This window comes from Allobosea sp. 05L423 (genome assembly GCF_056397745.1).
The window spans coordinates 101538-120915 of sequence record NZ_JBFTOA010000012.1 but is presented as its reverse complement, the minus strand read 5'-3'; the positions used below and the strand labels follow the sequence as shown (position 1 = coordinate 120915).

17 protein-coding genes are annotated in these 19378 nt (G+C 67.7%); 3 read left to right on the top strand and 14 right to left on the bottom strand.

Annotated features, from left to right (window positions below; genetic code table 11):
• From AC1DNE_RS22065 to phnG, 8 genes are all read right to left on the bottom strand, one after another.
• Complete coding sequence (locus AC1DNE_RS22065) at positions 1-696, bottom strand: DUF1045 domain-containing protein (protein WP_441472310.1); 696 nt, start codon at positions 694-696, stop codon at positions 1-3.
• A complete protein-coding gene (locus AC1DNE_RS22060) occupies positions 693-1832 on the bottom strand; it encodes an alpha-D-ribose 1-methylphosphonate 5-triphosphate diphosphatase (protein ID WP_441472311.1) in 1140 nt (379 codons plus the stop codon). The genes AC1DNE_RS22065 and AC1DNE_RS22060 overlap by 4 nt, the downstream gene beginning before the upstream one ends.
• 2 nt (positions 1833-1834) lie before the next feature.
• Entirely contained in the window at positions 1835-2530 is a 696-nt protein-coding gene (gene phnL / locus AC1DNE_RS22055) for a phosphonate C-P lyase system protein PhnL (protein WP_441472312.1), read from the bottom strand.
• Positions 2531-2691: 161 nt separating this feature from the next.
• On the bottom strand, positions 2692-3498 hold the full coding sequence (gene phnK, locus AC1DNE_RS22050; protein ID WP_476766963.1) for a phosphonate C-P lyase system protein PhnK: 807 nt from the start codon (positions 3496-3498) through the stop codon (positions 2692-2694).
• Positions 3495-4517, bottom strand: a complete 1023-nt coding sequence (locus AC1DNE_RS22045; RefSeq protein WP_441472314.1) for an alpha-D-ribose 1-methylphosphonate 5-phosphate C-P-lyase PhnJ — start codon at positions 4515-4517, stop codon at positions 3495-3497. The genes phnK and AC1DNE_RS22045 overlap by 4 nt, the downstream gene beginning before the upstream one ends.
• Positions 4514-5716, bottom strand: coding sequence for a carbon-phosphorus lyase complex subunit (locus AC1DNE_RS22040; protein ID WP_441472315.1), 1203 nt, complete (start codon positions 5714-5716; stop codon positions 4514-4516). The genes AC1DNE_RS22045 and AC1DNE_RS22040 overlap by 4 nt, the downstream gene beginning before the upstream one ends.
• Positions 5716-6318, bottom strand: coding sequence for a phosphonate C-P lyase system protein PhnH (gene phnH / locus AC1DNE_RS22035; RefSeq protein WP_441472316.1), 603 nt, complete (start codon positions 6316-6318; stop codon positions 5716-5718). The genes AC1DNE_RS22040 and phnH overlap by 1 nt, the downstream gene beginning before the upstream one ends.
• The gene (phnG, locus tag AC1DNE_RS22030; protein WP_441472317.1) at positions 6318-6749 is read right to left on the bottom strand and encodes a phosphonate C-P lyase system protein PhnG; all 432 of its coding nucleotides are present in this window, start codon (positions 6747-6749) and stop codon (positions 6318-6320) included. Before phnG ends, phnH begins: the two co-directional genes overlap by 1 nt.
• Before the next feature lie 88 nt (positions 6750-6837).
• On the opposite strand from phnG, the gene phnF reads away from it, so the two are divergent.
• Positions 6838-7581: a phosphonate metabolism transcriptional regulator PhnF gene (phnF, locus tag AC1DNE_RS22025; protein ID WP_441472318.1), complete on the top strand. Its 744-nt coding sequence runs from the start codon at positions 6838-6840 to the stop codon at positions 7579-7581.
• 114 nt (positions 7582-7695) lie between these two features.
• Here the strand turns inward: phnF and phnE (AC1DNE_RS22020) are convergent, their stop codons facing one another.
• The 5 genes from phnE (AC1DNE_RS22020) to AC1DNE_RS22000 form a co-directional block, all read right to left on the bottom strand.
• The gene (phnE, locus tag AC1DNE_RS22020) at positions 7696-8550 is read right to left on the bottom strand and encodes a phosphonate ABC transporter, permease protein PhnE (RefSeq protein ID WP_476766962.1); all 855 of its coding nucleotides are present in this window, start codon (positions 8548-8550) and stop codon (positions 7696-7698) included.
• A complete protein-coding gene (gene phnE, locus AC1DNE_RS22015; RefSeq protein WP_441472320.1) occupies positions 8547-9428 on the bottom strand; it encodes a phosphonate ABC transporter, permease protein PhnE in 882 nt (293 codons plus the stop codon). Before phnE (AC1DNE_RS22015) ends, phnE (AC1DNE_RS22020) begins: the two co-directional genes overlap by 4 nt.
• Before the next feature lie 150 nt (positions 9429-9578).
• Positions 9579-10493, bottom strand: coding sequence for a phosphonate ABC transporter substrate-binding protein (gene phnD / locus AC1DNE_RS22010; protein ID WP_441472321.1), 915 nt, complete (start codon positions 10491-10493; stop codon positions 9579-9581).
• Between the two features lie 77 nt (positions 10494-10570).
• Positions 10571-11389, bottom strand: coding sequence for a phosphonate ABC transporter ATP-binding protein (gene phnC / locus AC1DNE_RS22005; protein ID WP_441472322.1), 819 nt, complete (start codon positions 11387-11389; stop codon positions 10571-10573).
• Between the two features lie 156 nt (positions 11390-11545).
• The gene (locus AC1DNE_RS22000) at positions 11546-12238 is read right to left on the bottom strand and encodes a TetR/AcrR family transcriptional regulator (RefSeq protein WP_476766961.1); all 693 of its coding nucleotides are present in this window, start codon (positions 12236-12238) and stop codon (positions 11546-11548) included.
• A gap of 152 nt (positions 12239-12390) precedes the next feature.
• On the opposite strand from AC1DNE_RS22000, the gene AC1DNE_RS21995 reads away from it, so the two are divergent.
• Positions 12391-13470, top strand: a complete 1080-nt coding sequence (locus AC1DNE_RS21995) for an efflux RND transporter periplasmic adaptor subunit (protein WP_476766960.1) — start codon at positions 12391-12393, stop codon at positions 13468-13470.
• Positions 13470-16556 carry an efflux RND transporter permease subunit gene (locus tag AC1DNE_RS21990; RefSeq protein WP_441472325.1) on the top strand — a complete coding sequence of 1029 codons (3087 nt, stop codon included), beginning with the start codon at positions 13470-13472 and terminating at the stop codon, positions 16554-16556. Before AC1DNE_RS21995 ends, AC1DNE_RS21990 begins: the two co-directional genes overlap by 1 nt.
• 510 nt (positions 16557-17066) lie before the next feature.
• Here the strand turns inward: AC1DNE_RS21990 and pbpC are convergent.
• Positions 17067-19361, bottom strand: a complete 2295-nt coding sequence (pbpC, locus tag AC1DNE_RS21985; protein WP_441472326.1) for a penicillin-binding protein 1C — start codon at positions 19359-19361, stop codon at positions 17067-17069.
• Between the last annotated feature and the right edge of the window lie 17 nt (positions 19362-19378).

Sequence of the window (19378 nt, the reverse complement as noted above, 5' to 3'; positions counted from 1 at the left end):
TCAGCCGAACGGGTAGGAATCGATCAGGCGGAAGCGGCCGGCGCGGCCGTCCTGCTTGAACAGGGCGAAACGGTCGAGCTTGACCGGTCCGGCCGGAAGGGTCTGCGCATAGGCGGCTTCCAGCGCCTGCTTGACGGGTGCCGCGTGCTCGCCTGGCAGGGAGCCCGTCAGCGTCATGTGGAAGCGGAAGGCGTCGCCCACATAAGGATAGCCATAGGCTTCGAGATAGGCGTGCTGCGCAGGGGTGAGCGGGCTCTTCAGGCGTCGCGCCCGGTCCGCTTCCTCAAGCGGCGCGCGGAAAGGCTCGAAGGCCTGCACCAGCGTGAAGGCGAAGCGCTGCAGCTCCTCGCTCGGCTCGGACGGCGTCAGTGCGACGAAGGAGCCGAGCGCCGTGACGCTCAGGCCCGCCAGCGTCACGCCCTCGCGGCCGGCCGCATAGTTGCGGGCGAAGGCGCGCAGCTGCTCCTCGCTGCGGCCGTCGGCGAGTTCGAAGGGCGCCTTCAGCGTGGCGTGAAAGCCGTAGCGGCGCGGCTCCTCGGTGAAGGCCGGCCACCGCACCGGATCGCAGCCGGGCGGAACGGCAAAGGTCAGCTCCTCGCCGGTGAGCGCGTCATAGCCGAGCGTCGTGCTGCCGAAGCGCCAGAGGGGGCTTTCGGCAGCGGGCGCGTAATAGACGGCGTAGCGCGGCTTGCTCAAAATGCGCGCTCGCCCTTCGACCAGACCGTACCGATGACCGGCGTGGCGCCGAGCACCTTGAAGCGGACGAGATCGGCGCGCAGCCCGGTCTCGAGGTGGCCGCGATCCCCGAGGCCGAGGATGTCGGCGACCTTCCAGGTCACCATGCCCATCGCCTCCGGCAGCGCGATGCCGTGCTCGGCATTGAGCCTGACGACGGCCTGCAGCAAGCTCGCCGGAACATAGTCCGAGGAGAGGCCGTCGAGCAGGCCCTTCTCGGCGAGTTCCGAGACCGAGACGCCGCCGGAATGCGAGCCGCCGCGCACGACGTTGGGCGCACCCGCGACGGTGGCGAGGCCGTGCTTCTTGGCGGCTGCGGCCGCTTCGATCGTGGTCGGGAACTCGGAGATCACGGCGCCCGAGGCGACGCCTTCCTCGACATGCTCGGGAATCGTGTCGTCATGGGTGGCGAGCGGGATGCCGCGCGACCGGAAGACGTCGACGACGGCGGCCCAGTTCTTCGCGACATTGGCGGCGCCTTCGCGCTGGCGCACGACCACGTCCTCCTCGAACTCCTGGACCGTCTTGCCGTTGCCGACCGCATAGGTCTTGAGATGTTCGAGGTTGCGCCACTGGCGCTGGCCGGGCGTGTGGTCCATCAGCGATACCAGCTGGACCAGCTCGTCGTCCTGATAGGGGGCGATGTCTTCCAGCAGCTGCGGGCTCGTCAGCTCGCAGCGCATATGGATGCGGTGGTCGATGCGGAAGACGTTCTCGCTCTTGCCGTAGGCCAGCGACTTCATCACGTCGGCGAAGATGTCCTTGCGATAGTCCTTGGCCGAGAAGGGCGTGCCGGCGCAGACGGCGTCGTAGACGGTAGTGACGCCGGCCGCGGCCATCTGCGCGTCATGGACGAGCGCTGCCGCGAGCCCGTTCGGCCAGAAGACCTTCGGGCGCGGCATGAAGTGCTTTTCCATGTTGTCGGTGTGCATCTCGACGAGGCCGGGCGCGACGTAGTCGCCGCCGACGTCGATGGCGCCCGGCAGCGAGGATTTGCCCTGATCGACTGCCGTGATGCCGGTCCCGTCGAAGGCGATGGTGCCGGTGACGACCTCGTTCTCGAGGATGAGCTTGGCATTGGTGAGAACGGTTTGCATCGTCAGGCCTTCCGGAAAGCGGTGATGTCGAGATAGCGCGTCGCGACGCGTTCGCGAACCGCCTCGTCATGGAAAATGCCGACGATGGCGGAGCCGGCGGCGCGCGCCTCGGCGATGAGGTCGACGACGACATCGCGGTTGGCGGCGTCGAGCGAGGCGGTGGGCTCGTCGATCAGCATGATCGCGGAGGGGTCGACGAAGGAGCGGGCGATGTTGACGCGCTGCTGCTCGCCGCCGGAGAAGGTGGCCGGCGCGAGGTTCCAGAGCCGCTCCGGCAGGTTCAGCCGGGCGAGCATGGCCTTGGCGCGCTCGGTCGCGGTCTCCGGCGTGGCGCCGCGCGCCAGCAGCGGGTCGCGGACGATGTCGAGCGTCGAGACGCGCGGGATCACCCGCAGGAACTGCGAAACGAAGCCGAGCGTGCGGCGGCGGATGTCGAGCACGGTGCGCGGCACGGCGGCGACGATGTCGACGGGCCGGCCGCCATGGGTGATGCGGATCGCGCCGCTCGTCGGCCTGTAATTGCCGTAGAGGATACGCAGCAGGCTCGACTTGCCGGCACCGGACGCGCCGGCCAGCACCAGCGCCTCGCCGGCCTCGACATGGAAATTGACGTTGTCGAAAACGGGCAGCCGCGCTCCGCCCTGGTTGTGCAGGGTGAAGGTCTTGGCGACGTTCTCGACCTGAATCATCGTGGTCATGGGGTCAGTGCCTTGTGCCGGCGAGGTGACGAGGGTGTGACGGGCGAGGGCTCGTCATGCTCGGGCTTGACCCGAGCATCTCAGGAAAGAGGGGCGCCCGTTCCTGCATGAGATTCTCGGGTCTGCGCTGCGCTCCGCCCGAGAATGACGCTCTACCTTCCTCACACACTCAGCACCGCCGAGGTGAGAAGCTGCGTATAGGCGTGGTGCGGATCGTCGAGGACCTGGTCGGTCAGGCCCTGCTCGACGACGTGGCCGTCCTTCATCACCATCAAACGGTCGGTCAGGAGACGCGCGACGGCGAGGTCATGCGTGACGATGATCGCGGCGAGGCCGAGATCGCGCACCAGCACGCGCAAGAGGTCGAGCAGGCGGGCCTGCACGGAGACATCGAGGCCACCGGTCGGCTCGTCCATGAAGACGAGGCGCGGTTCCGAGACCAGCACGCGGGCGATCTGCAGGCGCTGCTGCATGCCGCCGGAGAACTGGCGCGGCCGGTCGTCGATGCGGGCGCCTGCGATCTCGACGCGCTGGAGCCAGTCGAGCGCGCGCTCGCGGATCTGTCCGTAATGCCGGTCGCCGCGATCCATCAGGCGCTCGCCGACATTGCCGCCTGCGGTGACATCCATGCGCAGCCCGTCGCGCGGGTTCTGATGGACGATGCCCCAGGCCGTGCGCATCAGGCGGCGGCGCTCCTGTTCGGAGACCGAGTAGATGTCGAGCGGCTCGCTGCCGCCGCGGAACAGCACTTCGCCCGCGTCGGGCTTGTCGATGCCGGCGAGGCAGCGCAGCAGGGTCGACTTGCCCGAGCCGGATTCGCCGACGATGCCGAGCACCTCGCCCGGCCAGAGGTCGAATGAGACGTCGGCGCAGCCGATGCGCTCGCCATAGAAGCGGCTGACATTGGCGACCGAGAGCAGGGGCGCTGGCTCGAGGTCGGCTTCGCGGAGCGGAATATGGATGGTCATTGGGCGTCTCCCTGCCCGTCATTGCGAGCGGAGCGAAGCAATCCGGTATCGTAGCGCTCTACGTTCCCCTGGATTGCTTCGTCGGCTTCGCCGCCTCGCAATGACGGCTGATCGACCAGGCCACTCGCGGCCGCATCGCCCAGCATCGTGCCGCGATGGCCTTCCGCCCGGCGGGTCTCGCAGTAATGGCTGTCGGAGCAGACGAACATGCGCCCGCCCTGGTCGTCGATCACGACCTCGTCGAGATAGCTGTCGCCCGCGTCGCAGAGCCCACAGGGCTGGGTCCAGCTCTGGATGCGGAAGGGATGATCCTCGAAATCGAGGCTGCGCACGCTGGTATAGGGCGGCAGCGCGTAGATGCGCTTCTCGCGGCCGGCGCCGAACAACTGGAGCGCGGGCGACATATGCATCTTCGGGTTGTCGAATTTCGGGATCGGTGAGGGCGCCATCACGTAGCGGCCGTTGACCATGACCGGATAGTCATAGGTCTTGGTGATCTCGCCATAGCGGGCAATGTCCTCGTAGAGCTTGACCTGCATCAGCCCGTATTCGGCCCAGGCGTGCATCTTGCGGGTCTCGGCCTCGCGCGGCTCCAGTCGGCGCAGCGGCTCCGGCGTCGGCACCTGATAGACCATGACCTGCCCGGCCTTGAGCGGCGCCTCCGGGATGCGGTGGCGGGTCTGGATGATCGTCGCTTCCTCCGTCACCTCGCTGGTGCGGGCGTCGGCCGTACGCTCGAAGAACTTGCGGATCGAGACGGCGTTGGTGGTGTCGTCGGCGCCCTGGTCGATCACCTTCAGCGTATCGGCCGGGCCAATGATCGCGGCGGTGATCTGGATGCCGCCCGTGCCCCAGCCGCGGGCCAGCGGCATCTCGCGTGAGCCGAACGGCACCTGATAGCCGGGCACCGCGACGGCCTTGAGCAGCGCACGGCGGATCATCCGCTTGGTCTGCTCGTCGAGATAGGCATAGTTATAAGCCGGCTTTGCATCGTCCGCCGGCATCTGATGGATGGTCATTCCGCAGCCTCCGGCATCGTATCAGGCTCTTTGGCTTCCTGTTCCCGTGCAAGCCGCTCCTCGCGCTCCCGGCGGATGCGGCGGATCAGTTCGAGCTCGCCCTGGAAATCGACATAGTGCGGCAGCTTGAGATGCTCGACGAAGCCGGCCGCCTCGACATTGTCGGCATGGTAGAGGACGAACTCGTCCTGCTGTGCCGGATAGTTGGCGGCTTCGCCGAAATCGCGCGCCTTCAAGGCACGGTCGACCAGCGACATCGACATCGCCTTGCGCTCGCTATGGCCGAAGACGAGGCCGTAGCCGCGCGTGAACTGCGGCGGCACTTCCTTCGAGCCCTGGAACTGGTTGACCATCTGGCATTCGGTCAGCGTGACGTCGCCGAGATCGACCGCGAAGCCGAGCTCCTCCGGCACGAACTCGACCGCGACCTCGCCGACGCGGACTTCGCCGACGAAGGGATGCGAGCCGCCGAAACCGCGCTGCACGGAGTAGCCGAGGCCGAGCAGGAAGCCCTCGTCGCCGCGCGCCATGGATTGCAAGCGCACGTCGCGATCGGCCGGGAAGGAGACGGGGTCACGGGTGAGATCGAAGGGGCGCGGATCGCCCTCCGGCGGTACTTCCGCCTCCATCAGCCCTTCTGCGCCGAGGATGTCGGGCACGCGCGGCATGCGAGCGTCGAGCGGGGCTTTCAGACCGTCATGCTCGGGCTTGACCCGAGCATCTCCCGACACGGAGGCTCCGGCGCCTTCCCGTCCCGAGATGGCCCGGTCGAGCCCGGCCATCTCGGCAGGGGAGTCCATCAGCGCGAAGTCGAACAGCCGATGCGTGTAGTCATAGGTCGGCCCGAGCACCTGCCCGCCGGGCAGATCCTTATAGGTGGCGGAGACGCGGCGGCGGATCGCCATCGCGGCGGTGTCGAGCGGCTCGGAAGAGCCGAAGCGCGGCAGCGTCGTGCGATAGGCGCGCATCAGGAAGGCGGCCTCGATCACGTCGCCCTGCGACTGCTTCAGCGCGAGAGCAGCGAGGTCCTGATCGTAGAGCGAACCTTCGTTCATGACGCGGGCGCAGGCCAGCGCTTGCTGCTCGCGGATCTGGGCGACGCTGATTTCCGGCACGGCCGGGTCGCCGCGGCGGGCTTCGGCGACGAGATCATGCGTGGCGAGGATGGCGGCCTCGCCGCCTTTGACGGCAACATACATCAGCGAACCTCCTCGATTTGCGTCGAGCGCGGCAGGCCGATCAGGCCCTCGCCATGCGCGAGCAGGACATCGACGCCGAGCGGGTAGAGCGCGCCGTTCTCGCGCAGCTCTTCTACGAAGCCGGGGCGCAGGCCCTGCGGCGCGATATCGCGCGAGCCGAGGATGCCGGGGCCGGCGAGCGTGATGGCGGGGCCGCCTTCCAGCGCCGCGACCTGCACGATCACGGTGGTCGAGCGATCCGGGAACTGGTCGGTGCCGAGATTGAAGGCGGAGAGGCTGGGCTCGCCCGCCGCGCCGTCGATCACGGCGAAGGCGGCTTTCGCGGGATCGTCGACCAGCGCCACGCCGCAATGGAAACGCAGCCAGGCGCCGGCCGCGCCGTTGCGCAGGGCTTCCGACAGCCAGACCGGCGTCTCGTAGTCGGCGAGCGCCAGCAGCGCTGTGGCCGTCGCGGTCGCCAGGCCTTCCGGCGGCGTGATCTCGGCCGCCACGCGCTGCAGCGTGCCAGGCTCGGAGAGGGCGGCGAGCAGTGCACGGAAGGCGGCCTGTGACTGGAAGACCGGTTCGGAGAAGCCGGGTGCGATCATGCCCTGTGCCGACATCACGAGCCCCGCACCAGCGTGAAGAAGTCGACCTTGGTCGCCGCGGCCTTCCGCGAGGCGAGGTCGCGGGCCGATGCCTGCTGCGCGGCGAGCGTGGCGACGTCCCGATGCAGATCGCTGCCCTCGGCCTCGTCCTGGAGGCGGGCGTCGAGCAGGGCGGCGAGCCTTGCCTTCCGGCCGTCGCGACCGAGTGCATAGGAGAAGCCCATCCGTCCATTGTACAGGCGCACGACGCAGCGCGTCACGGTCGCCTCGCCCAGGTTGAAACGGCGCCCGGCGCCGCCGGCGCGGCCCTCGACCATCACGGTGCCGGTTTCCGGCGCCTTCAGCACGTCATGGTTGGGTGGATCGCCGAGCAGGCTTTCGATCTCGGCGCGGGAGGCGCGCGCCAGCGTCGCCATCCAGCTTTGTCTCGGGGTCTTCTGGCTCATCGGCGCGGGCTCGCTGGTCAGTTCCGAATGTCTAGACTATGCTAGGGGAGTTGATGACAAAGGTCTATACTTTTCGGATGAAATTTTGATGACGGACGCAGCACTCGCGGAAAAGGATGGCGGTACGGCCTGGCGACGCATCGCCGACGAACTGGCGGAGGCGATCACGCGTGGCGAGTACAAGCTCGGCGATACGCTGCCGGCCTCGGTCGCGCTGGCCGAGCGCTATGGCGTGCATCGCCACACGGTGCGGCAGGCGTTCCGCCATCTCGCCGAGCAGGGGCTGGTGACGGTTTCGCGCGGCCGCGGCACGCAGGTGACGGCGCCGCGCCTGCCCTATCCGATCGGCCGGCGCGTCAGCATGCGCACCAATATGGGCAGGCTCGGCATCACCGGCACCAGCCGCATGCTCTCGGCCGAGGTGGTCGTCGGCGAGACAGCGGCTTGCACTGCGCTCAAGCTGAAGACCGGGACGCCGCTCTGGTGCGTGCGCGGCGTGAGCCTTGCCGACGGCGTGCCGATGGGCACGGGCACGCATTGGCTCTCGGTCGAGCGCTTTCCCGATTTCGACAAGGCTTATCGCGCGGCGGCCGGTTCGATCACGGCTGCCTTCAAGATCTATGGCATCACGGATTATGTCCGCCTGTCGACGCGCCTGACGGCGCGGCTCGCCGATGAGCGCGAGGCGGAATTGCTCGAGATCGCGCCCGAGGCTGCCGTGATGATCTCGACGGCGGTCGATGCGCTGCCGGACCTGACGCCGGTGCATCTCGTCGCGAGCGTCTTCGCCGCCGAGCGCGTGGAAATGGTGATCGAGCCGTTCGGGGATTGAAGGGCTCCGTCATGCTCGGGCTTGACCCGAGCATCTCAGGACGATTGGGCGCCTCTTCCGGCGAGAGATTCTCGGGTCTTCGCTTCGCTGCGCCCGAGAATGACGGTAGGGGCTTCACCTCGCCCGCTTGCCGATGATGGCGAAGCGCAGCTTGCTTGACAGGAAGTCGATGGCCGAGACTGCGGCCAGGACCAGCAGGATCAGGAAGGAAACCTGCTGCCATTCCAGCGTCCGGATCGTCTCGGCGAGATAGAGGCCGATGCCGCCGGCGCCGACGATGCCGATGATCGTCGAGGATCGGGTGTTCGACTCGATGAAATAGAGCACCTGGCTCGCGATCACCGGCAGCACCTGCGGCAGCAGGCCGAAGCGGATCTCATGCGCCTTCCCGCCGCCGACGGAGGCGACGCCCTCGACCGCCTTGCGGTCGGCCGCCTCGATCGCCTCCGAATAGAGCTTGCCGAACGCGCCGAGATCGCTGGTCATGATCGCGAGCATGCCCGCGAAGGGGCCGAGGCCCACGACGTTCACCCAGATCAGCGCCCAGATCAGGGCATCGACGCCGCGCACCGTGTCGAGCGAGCGCCGCGCAAGGAAGTGCACCACGCGGTTGGCGACGACGTTGCGGGCCGCGAGGAAGCCGAAGGGCAAAGCGAGCGTCGCCGCCAGAACGGTGCCGAGAAAGGCGATGGCGATCGTCTCGAACAGCGCCTGCACGAAGATCAGCGCGCGGGTCCAGGAACCGGGATTGGGCGGCAGCATCAGGGCGACGAAGGAGCCGAGATTGCCGAGCCCGGCGAGTATCTTCCAGAGCGAGGTCTCGAGCGTCGTCAGCCCGTAGAGGAAGAGGCCGAGCAGGGCGACGATGGTGCCGATCGTGGCGAGCTTCGTCTTGAGCGAGCCGCGGATCGCAGCCTGGTGGCGGGTGAGGATATCGGCGCGCTCGGCCGGGGTGAAGGCGAGGCTCATCGGCCATGCTCCAGGCTGAGGAGGGCGTGGCGCAGCCGCTCGGTGCCGTAGTCGATCAGCATCACCGTGACGATGATGAGCAGCAGGATGGCGCTGACGTCGGTGAAGTAGAATTTGCGGATGGCCTCGATCAGGTCCTGGCCGATGCCGCCGGCGCCGACGAAGCCCATGATCGAGGCGCCGCGGACATTGATCTCGAAGCGCAGCAGCGCATAGCTGGCGAAGTTCGAGAGCACCTGCGGCACGACGGCGAAGCGCACGATCTGCCACCAGCTGCCGCCGCCGGCGGTGACGCCGTCGACCGGCTTCAGGTCGATGTTCTCGACCACCTCGGAGAAGAGCTTGCCGAGCGCGCCCATGGTGTGGATGGCGATGGCGAGCACGCCGGGCAGCGGGCCGAGCCCGAAGGCGATGACGAAGATCAGCGCGAAGACGATCTCGGGAACGGTGCGGCAGAATTCGAGATAGCGGCGGACCGCGAAGCGCAGCCAGGCGGACCGGCCGAGATTGGCAGCCGCGGCGAAGCAGAACAGGAAGGCGCCGACGGCGCCAAGCACGGTGCCGACATAGGCGATCAGGATGGTCTGCCAGAGCAGCTTCAGCCAGCCCTTCAGACCCCAGTACCACTCGGCGAGGTCGGCGCCGAGGCTGGAGAGGCGCAGCGTCGGCAGCGTCTCGAAGATGTATTTCGGGAAGCGGTGGATGTTCTCGGCGAACTTGGCGAGATCGACTTCCGAGCCCCGCGCTGCGAGCAGGACGCAGACGATGAACACGGCGGCGCCGATCAAGGCCTGCCGGCGCTTGGCCACGGCCGCCTGCCGATAGGTCTCGGCATGGGCCCGGATGGCCGGGTCGTTGCGGTCGATCGCGAGGGTCATGAGCGTCCGTTACCGGAGAGGGCGCCAAGTCGCGCCGCAACCGTCATGCTCGCCCTTGTGGCGAGCATCCACGTCTTGAAAGCTGCAAAAGGCAGGGAAGACGTGGATGGTCGGGACAAGCCCGACCATGACGGCGCGCGTGCGTGCTGTTTACGACGACTTCTTCTTCCGCAGGTCGTCGACGAACTTGTTGAGCTCGATGATCGGGTCGTAGGCCTTGTTGTCGACGGCGACGAGCGGGCCCTGCTTGCCTTCATAGATCTTGTCGAAGGCGGCCTTGTCCTTGGTGGCGAGGTTCAGCACCGCGTCGCGGATCTTCGCCTTGAGGTCATCAGGCAGGTCCGTGAGGTAGGCCATCGGCGAGTTCACGATCTGCTCGGACTTGTAGATGATCCGGAAGTCGTCGGCCTTGACCATGTTCTTGCGGGCCATGCGCTGCAGGTTGGATTCCTGCTCGTCGTTCCACCAGTTGGCGGCGATGTCGACGGTGCCCTGCTGCAGCGCGATGACCGCGTTCTCGTGGCTGCCGGTGTAGACGACCTTGGAGAAGAAGGTTTCCGGCTCGATCTTCATCTGGTTGAGGACGAAGCGCGGCACGTTGTTGCCAGAGGTGGAGTTCGGATCGACGAGGCCGAGATTCTTGCCCTTGAGGTCCTCGACCTTCTGGTAGGGCGAGTCCTTCTTCACGTAGAAGACCGAATGATAGCCCTTGGTGCCGTCGAGATTGGTCTCGATCGCGAAGGCGTCGACCTTGGCGCCGGTCATGCGGGCGCGGGCGAAGGAAGCCGGGCCGTACATGCCGATATGGATGTTGCCGGCGCGCTGGCCCTCGATGATCGCGGCGTAGTCATTGGCGATGCGCAGCGTCACCTTGGTGCCGAGTTCCTTCGCGAGGTAGTTCACGAAGGGGGTGTAGCGCTCGACGACGCCCGAAGCATTCTCTGCCGGGATGATCGCGAAGACGAGCTCCGGATACTTCGCCTTCCAGTCCTGGGCGAAGGCCGGGGCAGCGGCGGCCGCGAGGCCGGCGGCAGCGAGCTTGAGGGTATGGCGACGGGTCAGCATTGGGTCTGCTCCTGGTTGCTGTCGGGCTGGTCTTCTCGCAGCGGCGGCCTCCGGCAGCGCCGGCGATCCTTCGCTTGTCAGGCGATCTTCTGGCGCGCGCGCTTCGCTTCGGAGGCGGCGATGGCGTCGAGCGCATCCAGCGCCTCGGCGCCGGCATCCTTGGCCTCGATGCCGTAGAGTTCGGCCGCGACCTCGCGGGTCAGCGCCTGCGGCACGTCGTCGAACACCACCTTGCCGGCCGACATGCCGATCAGCCGGTCGCAATACTTCGCAGCGATGTCGAGGTCGTGCAGGTTGCACATCACGGTGATGCCGTCCTCGCGATTGATGCGGAACAGCGCGTCCATGACGACCTGGGTGTTGCGCGGGTCGAGCGAGGCAATCGGCTCGTCAGCGAGGATGATGCGCGGCTCCTGGACGAGCGCGCGGGCGATGGCGACGCGCTGCTGCTGGCCGCCGGACAGGGTCTCGGCGCGCTGTGCCAACAGATGCCCCATATCGAGACGCTCGAGCGCCGCAATGGCGCGGATCTTGTCGTCTTCCGAGAAGCTCTTGACCAGGGTCAGGGCGGCGGAGCGGTGGTTCAGGCGCCCGAGCAGCACATTGGTCAGCACGTCCAAGCGGCCGACGAGGTTGAACTGCTGGAAGATCATCGCCGTGTCACGGCGCCAGCGCCGCAGCGAGGCCCCCTTCAGCGCCGTGACCTCCTGCTCCTCGCAGGCGATCCGGCCGGAGGTTGGCTCGGCCAGCCGATTCAGCATGCGCAGCAGGGTTGATTTGCCGGCTCCGGACCTGCCGATCACGCCAACCATCTCTCCCTTCGGGATCGACAGCGAGACATTGTCGACAGCGTTCTTGTCGCCAAAGCGCTTGGTCAGACCTTCGATACGCAGCATGTGGTGGGTTCTCGCGCACGATGCGGGCATGAGCGCAGCCCCGTCCGGCCCAAGCCGGGGGGGCAACGCGTCTCCATGGCGACGAGAGCTAGCGGCCGCTGATGACAGCGGCGTGACAGTGGCCGAAAGCGCGGTTGGGCGGCCCCGAAGGCCTTATCAGAGCGAGTTCAGCAGCGCATCGACGCAGGCGCGCACATAGGCTTTCCGTTGGGCGGCCGGCATCGGCTTGACCCCGAGAAGGCCGCGCAATTGATGCAGGCCGCGCAGCATGCCGACGAACTGCTCGGCGAGGAGATCAGCTTCGGCGAGGCCGAGCGGGCGGGCGACGCCGTCGCCGACGCGTGACCGTTCGATGAGCAGCGTCACGATCGCGGCGCTCATTCTCTTGGCGCCAGCCTCATAGGCGACGCGGCCGAGCTCGGGAAAGCGCGGCGAGGCGCTGACCACCAGCCGGTGCAGATCGAGGGAGGCCGGGCGCAGCATGAGCTTGAGCATGTCCTCGCCCAGGCGCACCAGGGCGCTGCGCAGATCGGCGGCGGGCGACGCCTGCTCGAGCGGCAGAGTCAACGTTTCCGTGAGGCCGGCACAAATCGCCTTGAACAGCGCTTCCTTATCGGCGAAATGGCTGTAGATCGTCTGTTTCGAAACACCGGCCCGATGGGCGATCTGGTCGAGGCTCGCGCGTTCGAACCCCTCCGCGAGGAAGGTTTCGGCGGCAGCGCGGGTGATGGCGTCGTGCTTGTCGGGGCGCGCGCGTTCGGCGGAAGGGGATTTGGCCGGGTTCGTTTCGGTCTGGTTGGAGTCGAGCAGGCGGGTCTTGGTGCCGTTTCGCCGGAGGGGTTTCGGCACGGGTCTTGCCTCGGCGTCTGCCGGTTCGTTGAGAGAGGTCGCCCGGTGACGGCGGAGAGGGGTATCAGCCATGCTCCCCCGCGCAGGTGGCCTCTTATCAAACTAGACTGTCCAGTCTAAGATAGTCGCGCGGTATCGGAGCGTCCAGTCTTATGAAGCGGTTTGTTCTCCTCGTCGTGGTCGCGGCGCTCGCCGGCGGCGGCTATTACGCCTACCGCAACCAGCGTGCCGGCACGCAGCAGGCCCAGGCCAGCGCCGTTTCCGGGCCGCGCGCCGTGCCGGTGGAGGTGGCTTCCGTCGAGACGATGACCGTCAACGAGGAGGTCGAGGCTCTCGGCACGCTCGCCGCGGATGAATCCGTGATCATCGCTTCCGAAATCGCCGGCCGCGTCGTCGCTCTCGGCTTCAAGGAGGGCGAGCGGGTCAAGGCCGGTCAGGATCTGGTTAAGCTCGATACCGCCATCCTCGATGCCGAGCTGAAGCAGGCGCTGGCCGATCTCGGGCTGGCGCGCGACACCAACGAGCGGCTGAGGGCGCTGGTGCAGCGCGGCTCGGGCACGCAGGTCGCGCTCGACGAGTCGACGGCGCGGCTCGCCTCCAGCGAGGCGCGCGTCCAGCTTGCCAAGGCCAAGCTCGCGCAATCGACCATCGTCGCGCCGTTCAGCGGCGTCGTCGGCCTGCGCTCGGTCGGCATCGGCGATTATGTCTCCGTCGGCAAGCCGCTGATCGTGCTGACCAGCATCGACCCGATCAAGGTCGATTTCCGGGTGCCGGAGATTTATCTGAGCCGCGTCAAGGTCGGCCAGCCCGTCCAGGTGCGCGTCGATGCCGTTCCGGACCGGACTTTCACGGGCCAGATCTTCGCGATCGACCCGGTCGTCGACGTCAACGGCCGCGCGATCCGCCTGCGCGCCAACGTTCCGAACGGCGACCTCGCCCTGAAGCCCGGCCTTTTCGCCCGGCTGTCGATCACGGTCGACCAGCGCGAGAACGCCATGATCATCCCCGAGATGGCGGTGGTCCCGGACGGTGTCGGCAAGATGATCTACGTGGCGGAGAACGGCAAGGCGCGCCGCGTCGCGGTCGAGCTCGGCAAGCGGCTGCCCGGCAAGGTCGAGGTGGTCAGCGGGCTGAAGCCCGGCATGCAGATCATCACCGCCGGTCAGATGCGGCTGCGTGACGGCAGCACCATCTCCATCAAGGAAAAGCCTGTCCAGACGAGCCAGCTCTGATGAGCCTCTTCGAACTCTTCGTCCGCAGGCCCGTCCTCTCGACGGTGCTGAGCCTGCTGGTGATGCTGATCGGCATCGTCTGCTATGGCCGCCTGACCGTCCGCGAGTATCCGAATATCGACGAGCCGATCGTCTCGGTGCAGACGATCTATCGCGGTGCCTCGGCCGAGATCATCGAGACCCAGGTCACGCAGATCCTGGAGAACTCGATCGCCGGCATCGAGGGCATCGAGATCATCTCCTCGGCCAGCCGCCAGGAACGCAGCCAGATCTCGGTGCGCTTCCGGCCGGACATCGACCCCGATGTCGCCGCGTCGGACGTGCGCGACCGCGTCAGCCGTGTGCGCGGGCGCATGCCGGAAGAGATCGACGAACCGATCATCGCCAAGGTCGAGGCGGATTCGCAGCCGGTCCTCTATCTGTCTCTGACCAGCACGCGGCATAGCCCGCTCGAGCTGACCGACTTTGCCGATCGCTTCATCGCCGAGCGCGTCCAGAACATCACGGGCGTCGCCGAGGTCCGCATCCTCGGCCAGCGGCAATATGCGATGCGCATCTGGCTCGATCGCTCGCGCCTCTCGGCCTATGACGTGACCGTCCAGCAGATCGAGGCGGCGGTTCGCGCCCAGAACATCGAGATTCCGTCGGGCCGGATCGAGAGCAGCGACCGCGAGTTCACCGTGCTGTCGCAGACCGGCTTGGTCACGCCGGAGCAGTTCCGCGAGATCGTGGTGAAGGATGCCGCCGGCTTCCCGATCAAGCTGAAGGATCTCGCGCGCGTCGAGCTCGGCGCGCTCGAGGAGCGCAACGCGGCCTGGTTCAAGGGCTCGCCCTCGGTGACGGTCGGCATCGTCAAGCAGGCGACCGCGAACCCGCTCGACGTCTCGTCCGGCGTGCGCGCCGCCCTGCCGGGGATCATCGAGGATCTGCCCGACGGCATGTCGATCGCGGTCTCCTACGACAGCTCGATCTTCATCGACCGCTCGATCAAGGCGGTGTTCCAGACGATCATCGAGGCGATCGTCCTCGTCGTCCTCATCATCTTCGTCTTCCTGCGCTCGCTCAGGGCGACGCTGATTCCGCTGGTGACGATCCCCGTCTCGCTGATCGGCTCCTTCGCGCTGATGTATGCGTTCGGCTTCACCGTCAACACGCTGACGCTGCTCTCGATGGTGCTCGCCATCGGCCTCGTCGTCGACGACGCCATCGTGGTGCTGGAGAACGTCCACCGCCATATCGAGGACGGCCTGGAGCCGACCAAGGCGGCGATCCGCGGCATCAACGAGATCGCCTTCGCGGTGGTGGCGATGACGCTGACGCTGGTGGCGGTCTATGCGCCGATGGCGTTCTCGACCGGCCGCACCGGCAAGCTCTTCATCGAGTTCGCGCTCACGCTCGCCGGCGCGGTCTTGGTCTCGGGCTTCGTCGCGCTGACGCTGACGCCGATGATGTGCGCCAAGCTCCTGCGCCACCACGACAAGCATAGCTGGCTGTACAACGTGCTGGAGCGTGGCTTCCAGGGGCTGTCGCGGGGCTACAAGGCTTCGCTGCGCGCCGCCCTGACGGTGCGCCCGCTCATCGTCCTGCTCGCGGTCGGCGTCGCCGGCGGCGGCTATTACTTCTTCACGCATCTGCGCGCGGAGCTGGCGCCGGTCGAGGATCGCGGCACGATCAACGTGATCGGCGTCGCGCCGGAAGGGGCGACCATGTCCTTCACGGCGAGCTACGCCCGGCGGGTCGAGGAGTATTTCAGCAAGCTCCAGGAGGTGGATACCTATCTCGTCATCGTCGGCTTCCCCGACGTGACCCGTGCCATCGCCATTGCCCGGCTCAAGCCCTGGGAGGAGCGCGAGCGCAAGCAGCAGGATCTCGTCGCCGACATTACCCGCGAGCTCGGACAGATCCCCGGCATCCGCCTCTTCGCCAACAACCCGCCCTCGCTCGGCCAGGGCAACGCCAACAGCAAGCCGGTGGAGTTCGTGCTGCGCTCTTCGGAGAGCTATGCGCAGCTCAAGAGCTATGTCGATCAGCTGATGCGGGAGGTCGCCGACTCTCCGGCGCTCTCGAACGTCGAGACGAACCTGATTCTCGACAAGCCGCAGATCCGGGTCACGATCGACCGGCAGCGCGCTGCCGACCTCGGCGTCGGCGTCGATGTCATCGGCCGCACCATGGAGACGCTGCTCGGAGGGCGCCAGGTCACGCGCTTCAACATGAACAGCAAGCAGTACGACGTGATGCTGCAGGTCGCCGGTTCGGAGCGCAACACGCCGCAGGCGCTGCAATCGATCTATCTGATGGGCCGCAGCGGCGCCGTGGTGCAGCTGTCGAGCCTGGTCAGGATCGAGGAGACCGTCGCGCCCAAGGAGCTGGTCCGCTTCAACCAGCTGCGCTCGGCCACGATCACGGCGCTGCCGGCGCCCGGCTACTCGCTCGGCGACGCGCTCAAGGTGCTGGAGGATGCGACGGCCCGCGTGTTGCCGTCCTCGGTCCAGGTCGATTATTCCGGCCAGAGCCGCGAGTTCAAGCAGTCGGGCGCGAGCATCTTCCTCGTCTTCCTGCTGGCGCTCGGCTTCATCTATCTGGTGCTGGCGGCGCAGTTCGAGAGCTTCGTCGATCCGATCGTGATCATGGTCTCGGTGCCGCTCTCGCTCACGGGCGCGCTCGCCGCGCTCTACTACACGGGCGGGACGATGAACGTGTACAGCCAGATCGGCCTGATCACGCTGGTCGGCCTGATCACCAAGCACGGCATCCTGATCCTGGAGTTCACCAACCAGCTGCGCGAGGAGGGCAAGGAGATGATCGACGCCCTCGTGGAGGCGGCGGAGCTGCGCCTGCGGCCGATCCTGATGACCACGGGCGCGATGGTGCTCGGCGCGGTGCCGCTCGCCATCGCCCATGGCGCGGGCGCGGAAAGCCGCTCGCAGATCGGCTGGGTCATCGTCGGCGGCATGACCTTCGGCACGCTGCTGACGCTCTATGTGGTGCCGGTCGCCTACAGCTACCTGGCCCGCAAGGTCCACGGCTCGCGCCACGGCGCGCATGACGAGGCGCACGGGGCGCACCCGCATCCGGCGGAGTAGGGGCACCTACGTCATTCTCGGGCGAAGCGTAGCGGAGGCCCGGGAATCGCCGGACGTGACGGCGCAGGAGCCTCTTTCGGCATGAGATGCTCGGGTCAAGCCCGGGCATGACGCTCCCGATTGCAGGCAAACTTATCCCCGCTGCTCCGCCCCATGCCTATTCTCCCCGCGTCCCTTCCGACCGGGGGCTTCGCGAGGCATCGCAGGCCGGAGGGGATTGCGGGTTTCGCGCGCGCCGGACCGTTGCGGGTCCGTCAGGCGCGGAGGTGCCGACTTCGCACAGGCCGAACAGGCAGGCCTCCGCCCTCGCCGGGCGTCCAAGCGAAGCGGACCCCCAGATACCCGTGCGCGGAGCCGGGCAGCGCGAGGTCGTCGCTGTTCGACACCATCGACATCGACTCGACATCGGCACGCAGCCGTCGACTGCGAACGCCGCCAGGCTCCGCGCATCCCCGGATGCTCACAAGCCAGAAACCCCGCAGGCGCGCCTGGACGGGGCTTTCGGCGCGCTTACTGCAGCCTGATGGACACGCTCTCGCTCGCGCCGGTGCCGTCGATCACGGAAATCCGCATGAAGCCCTTGCCGGGTGGCTGCCACTGCGTTTCGCGCCGGCGCTGGGGTTCCGTCACCGGCGTGCCGTCGACCAGCCAGGTATAGGGCGGCGAGCCGCCGGCGGCCTTGAGGTTGAGCTGGCCCTTGCCGTCGAGGGCGGCGGCGGACAGGTCGATGCGCGCGCCGTCCGGCGGGAAGGCGAGCTTGAGCGTCGGCGTCGTCATCGCCGTCACGGTTTTGGGCACGTCCTGCCTGAGATGCCGGAGCGGCGGCGGCAGATGGCCGGTGCTGGCGATGATCGCATCCGCCGGCTGCGGGAAGGGACGCGGGTCGATGCCGAGCCGCGCGAAGGCGTCGAACAGGATCGGTGCCGCGACGGTGCGTCCGACGAGGCCGGGCACGGCGCCGTTGTCGGCCCTGCCGACCCAGACGCCCATCGTGTGCTTGCGGTCGAAGCCGACAGCCCAGGCGTCGCGATAGCCATAGGAGGTGCCGGTCTTGTAGGCGATGCGTCCGGGCACCGCGTTGAGCGGGGGCGGCGCGCCGAGCAGGGTGTCGGCGACGTACCAGGCCGCGACGGGGTCGACGAGGCGAGCTCCGCCATGCGAGCCCTGATCCTGAGGAGCAAGGCGTGAGCCTTGCGTCTCGAAGGATGCTCCGGAGGGCGCTGGAACATCCTTCGAGACGCCGCGGAGTTCATCCTTGGGCCGGCCAAAGGCCGGACCCGAGGGCGGCTCCTCAGGATGAGGGCCGAGGGAAGTGGCGGATGCGGCCCGGAAGCGCAGCGGCACCAGCTCGCCGCCGCGGGCCAGCCCGACATAGGCGCGGGTCAGGTCCTGCAGGGTGATGCCGAGCCCGCCGAGGCCGACGGCGAGGCCGGGGGCGCCGCTGTCCTTGGGCATGGCGATGGCGATGCCGGCATCGCGCAGCCGCGAGAGGAAGCGTTGCGGGCCGAGCGCCGAAAGCAGCTCGACGGCTGGCACGTTGAGCGAGAGCTGCAAGGCTTTGCGCGCGCTGACCATGCCCTGGAAGGTCATGTCGAAGTTCTCGGGGATATAGATGCCGTAACGTGCCGGCCTGTCCTCCAGCATCGTCTCGGGATGGGCGATGCCGTTGTCGAAGGCGAGCGCGTAGATGAACGGCTTGAGCGCCGAGCCGGGCGAGCGCAGCGCCCGCGTCAGATCGAGGGAGCCGGCCCGCTCCGCCGCGAAATAGTCGACGCCGCCGACCGAGGCGCGGATTTCGCCGGTGTCGTTGTCGACGGCAAGGATCGCGATCGAGACCTGCGGCGCCAGCCCCAGGCTGCGCTCGCGGGCGAGACCTTCGAGCGACGCCTGCAGCCGCGCGTCGAGCGAGAGCTTCTGGACGCGCTCGGTCGGGGCCTCCGCCACGGCCTGCTCGGCGATATGGGGGCTGAGATTCGGGAACGGGCGGCGCGCGGTCGGGATCGGTTCGGCGCGGGCGGTGGCAACCTCGTCGCGGGTGGCTAAGCCCGCCTGCTCGACCCGTTCCAGCACGCGTTCACGCGCTTTGCGGGCGGCCTCGGTGAAGCGGTCCGGCCGGCGCGTCTCCGGCGATTGCGGCAGGGCGACGAGGAGGGCGGCCTCGGCCGTCGAGAGCCGCTTCGGCTCCTTGCCGAAATAGGCGAAGCTCGCGGCGCGCACGCCTTCGAGATTGCCGCCGAAGGGCGCGAGCGTGAGGTAGAGGTCGAGAATGCCAGCCTTGTCGAAGCGCCGCTCCAGCTCGATGGCGCGCACGGCCTGCCGAAGCTTGGCCGCGAGCGTGCGGTCCTCGCGCGGCTCCAGCAGGCGTGCGACCTGCATGGTCAGCGTCGAGCCGCCCGAGACGATGCGGCCATTCGCCAGCATCTGGCCGGCGGCGCGCAGCAGCCCGAGCGGGTCGATGCCGCGATGATCGTCGAAGCGCTTGTCCTCGAAGGCCTTGAGCATGGCGAGGTAGCGCGGGTCCACGTCCTCGGAGGTGACAGGCAGCTTCCAGCGCCCGTCATTGGTGAGGAAGGGGCGGAGCAGCTTGCCTTCGCGGTCGAGCACCACGGTCGAACGATCGGCTGCGGCCGAGAGGTCGAGCGGGGGCAGCGAGCGGGCGTAGAGGATGAGGGCAGCGGCGCCCGTCATTGCGAGGAGCGCCACCGACGAAGCAATCCAGCGCGCCGCCCTGCCGCCCCCGGATCGCTTCGCTGCGCTCGCGATGACGGGAATGTCAGCCGTCATGCTCGGGCTTGACCCGAGCATCTCCTGATCGAGATTTT

Excerpts from the sequence above, each read along its gene's own strand:
- AC1DNE_RS22060 (WP_441472311.1), bottom strand. The coding sequence starts at position 1,832 with ATGCAAACCGTTCTCACCAATGCCAAGCTCATCCTCGAGAACGAGGTC.
- phnL (WP_441472312.1), bottom strand. The coding sequence starts at position 2,530 with ATGACCACGATGATTCAGGTCGAGAACGTCGCCAAGACCTTCACCCTG.
- phnC (WP_441472322.1), bottom strand. The coding sequence starts at position 11,389 with ATGCTGCGTATCGAAGGTCTGACCAAGCGCTTTGGCGACAAGAACGCT.
- AC1DNE_RS22040 (WP_441472315.1), bottom strand. The coding sequence starts at position 5,716 with ATGTATGTTGCCGTCAAAGGCGGCGAGGCCGCCATCCTCGCCACGCAT.
- AC1DNE_RS22045 (WP_441472314.1), bottom strand. The coding sequence starts at position 4,517 with ATGACCATCCATCAGATGCCGGCGGACGATGCAAAGCCGGCTTATAAC.
- phnE (WP_441472320.1), bottom strand. The coding sequence starts at position 9,428 with ATGACCCTCGCGATCGACCGCAACGACCCGGCCATCCGGGCCCATGCC.
- phnH (WP_441472316.1), bottom strand. The coding sequence starts at position 6,318 with ATGTCGGCACAGGGCATGATCGCACCCGGCTTCTCCGAACCGGTCTTC.
- pbpC (WP_441472326.1), bottom strand. The coding sequence starts at position 19,361 with ATGCTCGGGTCAAGCCCGAGCATGACGGCTGACATTCCCGTCATCGCG.
- phnD (WP_441472321.1), bottom strand. The coding sequence starts at position 10,493 with ATGCTGACCCGTCGCCATACCCTCAAGCTCGCTGCCGCCGGCCTCGCG.
- AC1DNE_RS21995 (WP_476766960.1), top strand. The coding sequence starts at position 12,391 with ATGAAGCGGTTTGTTCTCCTCGTCGTGGTCGCGGCGCTCGCCGGCGGC.
- phnF (WP_441472318.1), top strand. The coding sequence starts at position 6,838 with ATGACGGACGCAGCACTCGCGGAAAAGGATGGCGGTACGGCCTGGCGA.
- phnG (WP_441472317.1), bottom strand. The coding sequence starts at position 6,749 with ATGAGCCAGAAGACCCCGAGACAAAGCTGGATGGCGACGCTGGCGCGC.
- phnK (WP_476766963.1), bottom strand. The coding sequence starts at position 3,498 with ATGACCATCCATATTCCGCTCCGCGAAGCCGACCTCGAGCCAGCGCCC.
- AC1DNE_RS21990 (WP_441472325.1), top strand. The coding sequence starts at position 13,470 with ATGAGCCTCTTCGAACTCTTCGTCCGCAGGCCCGTCCTCTCGACGGTG.
- phnE (WP_476766962.1), bottom strand. The coding sequence starts at position 8,550 with ATGAGCCTCGCCTTCACCCCGGCCGAGCGCGCCGATATCCTCACCCGC.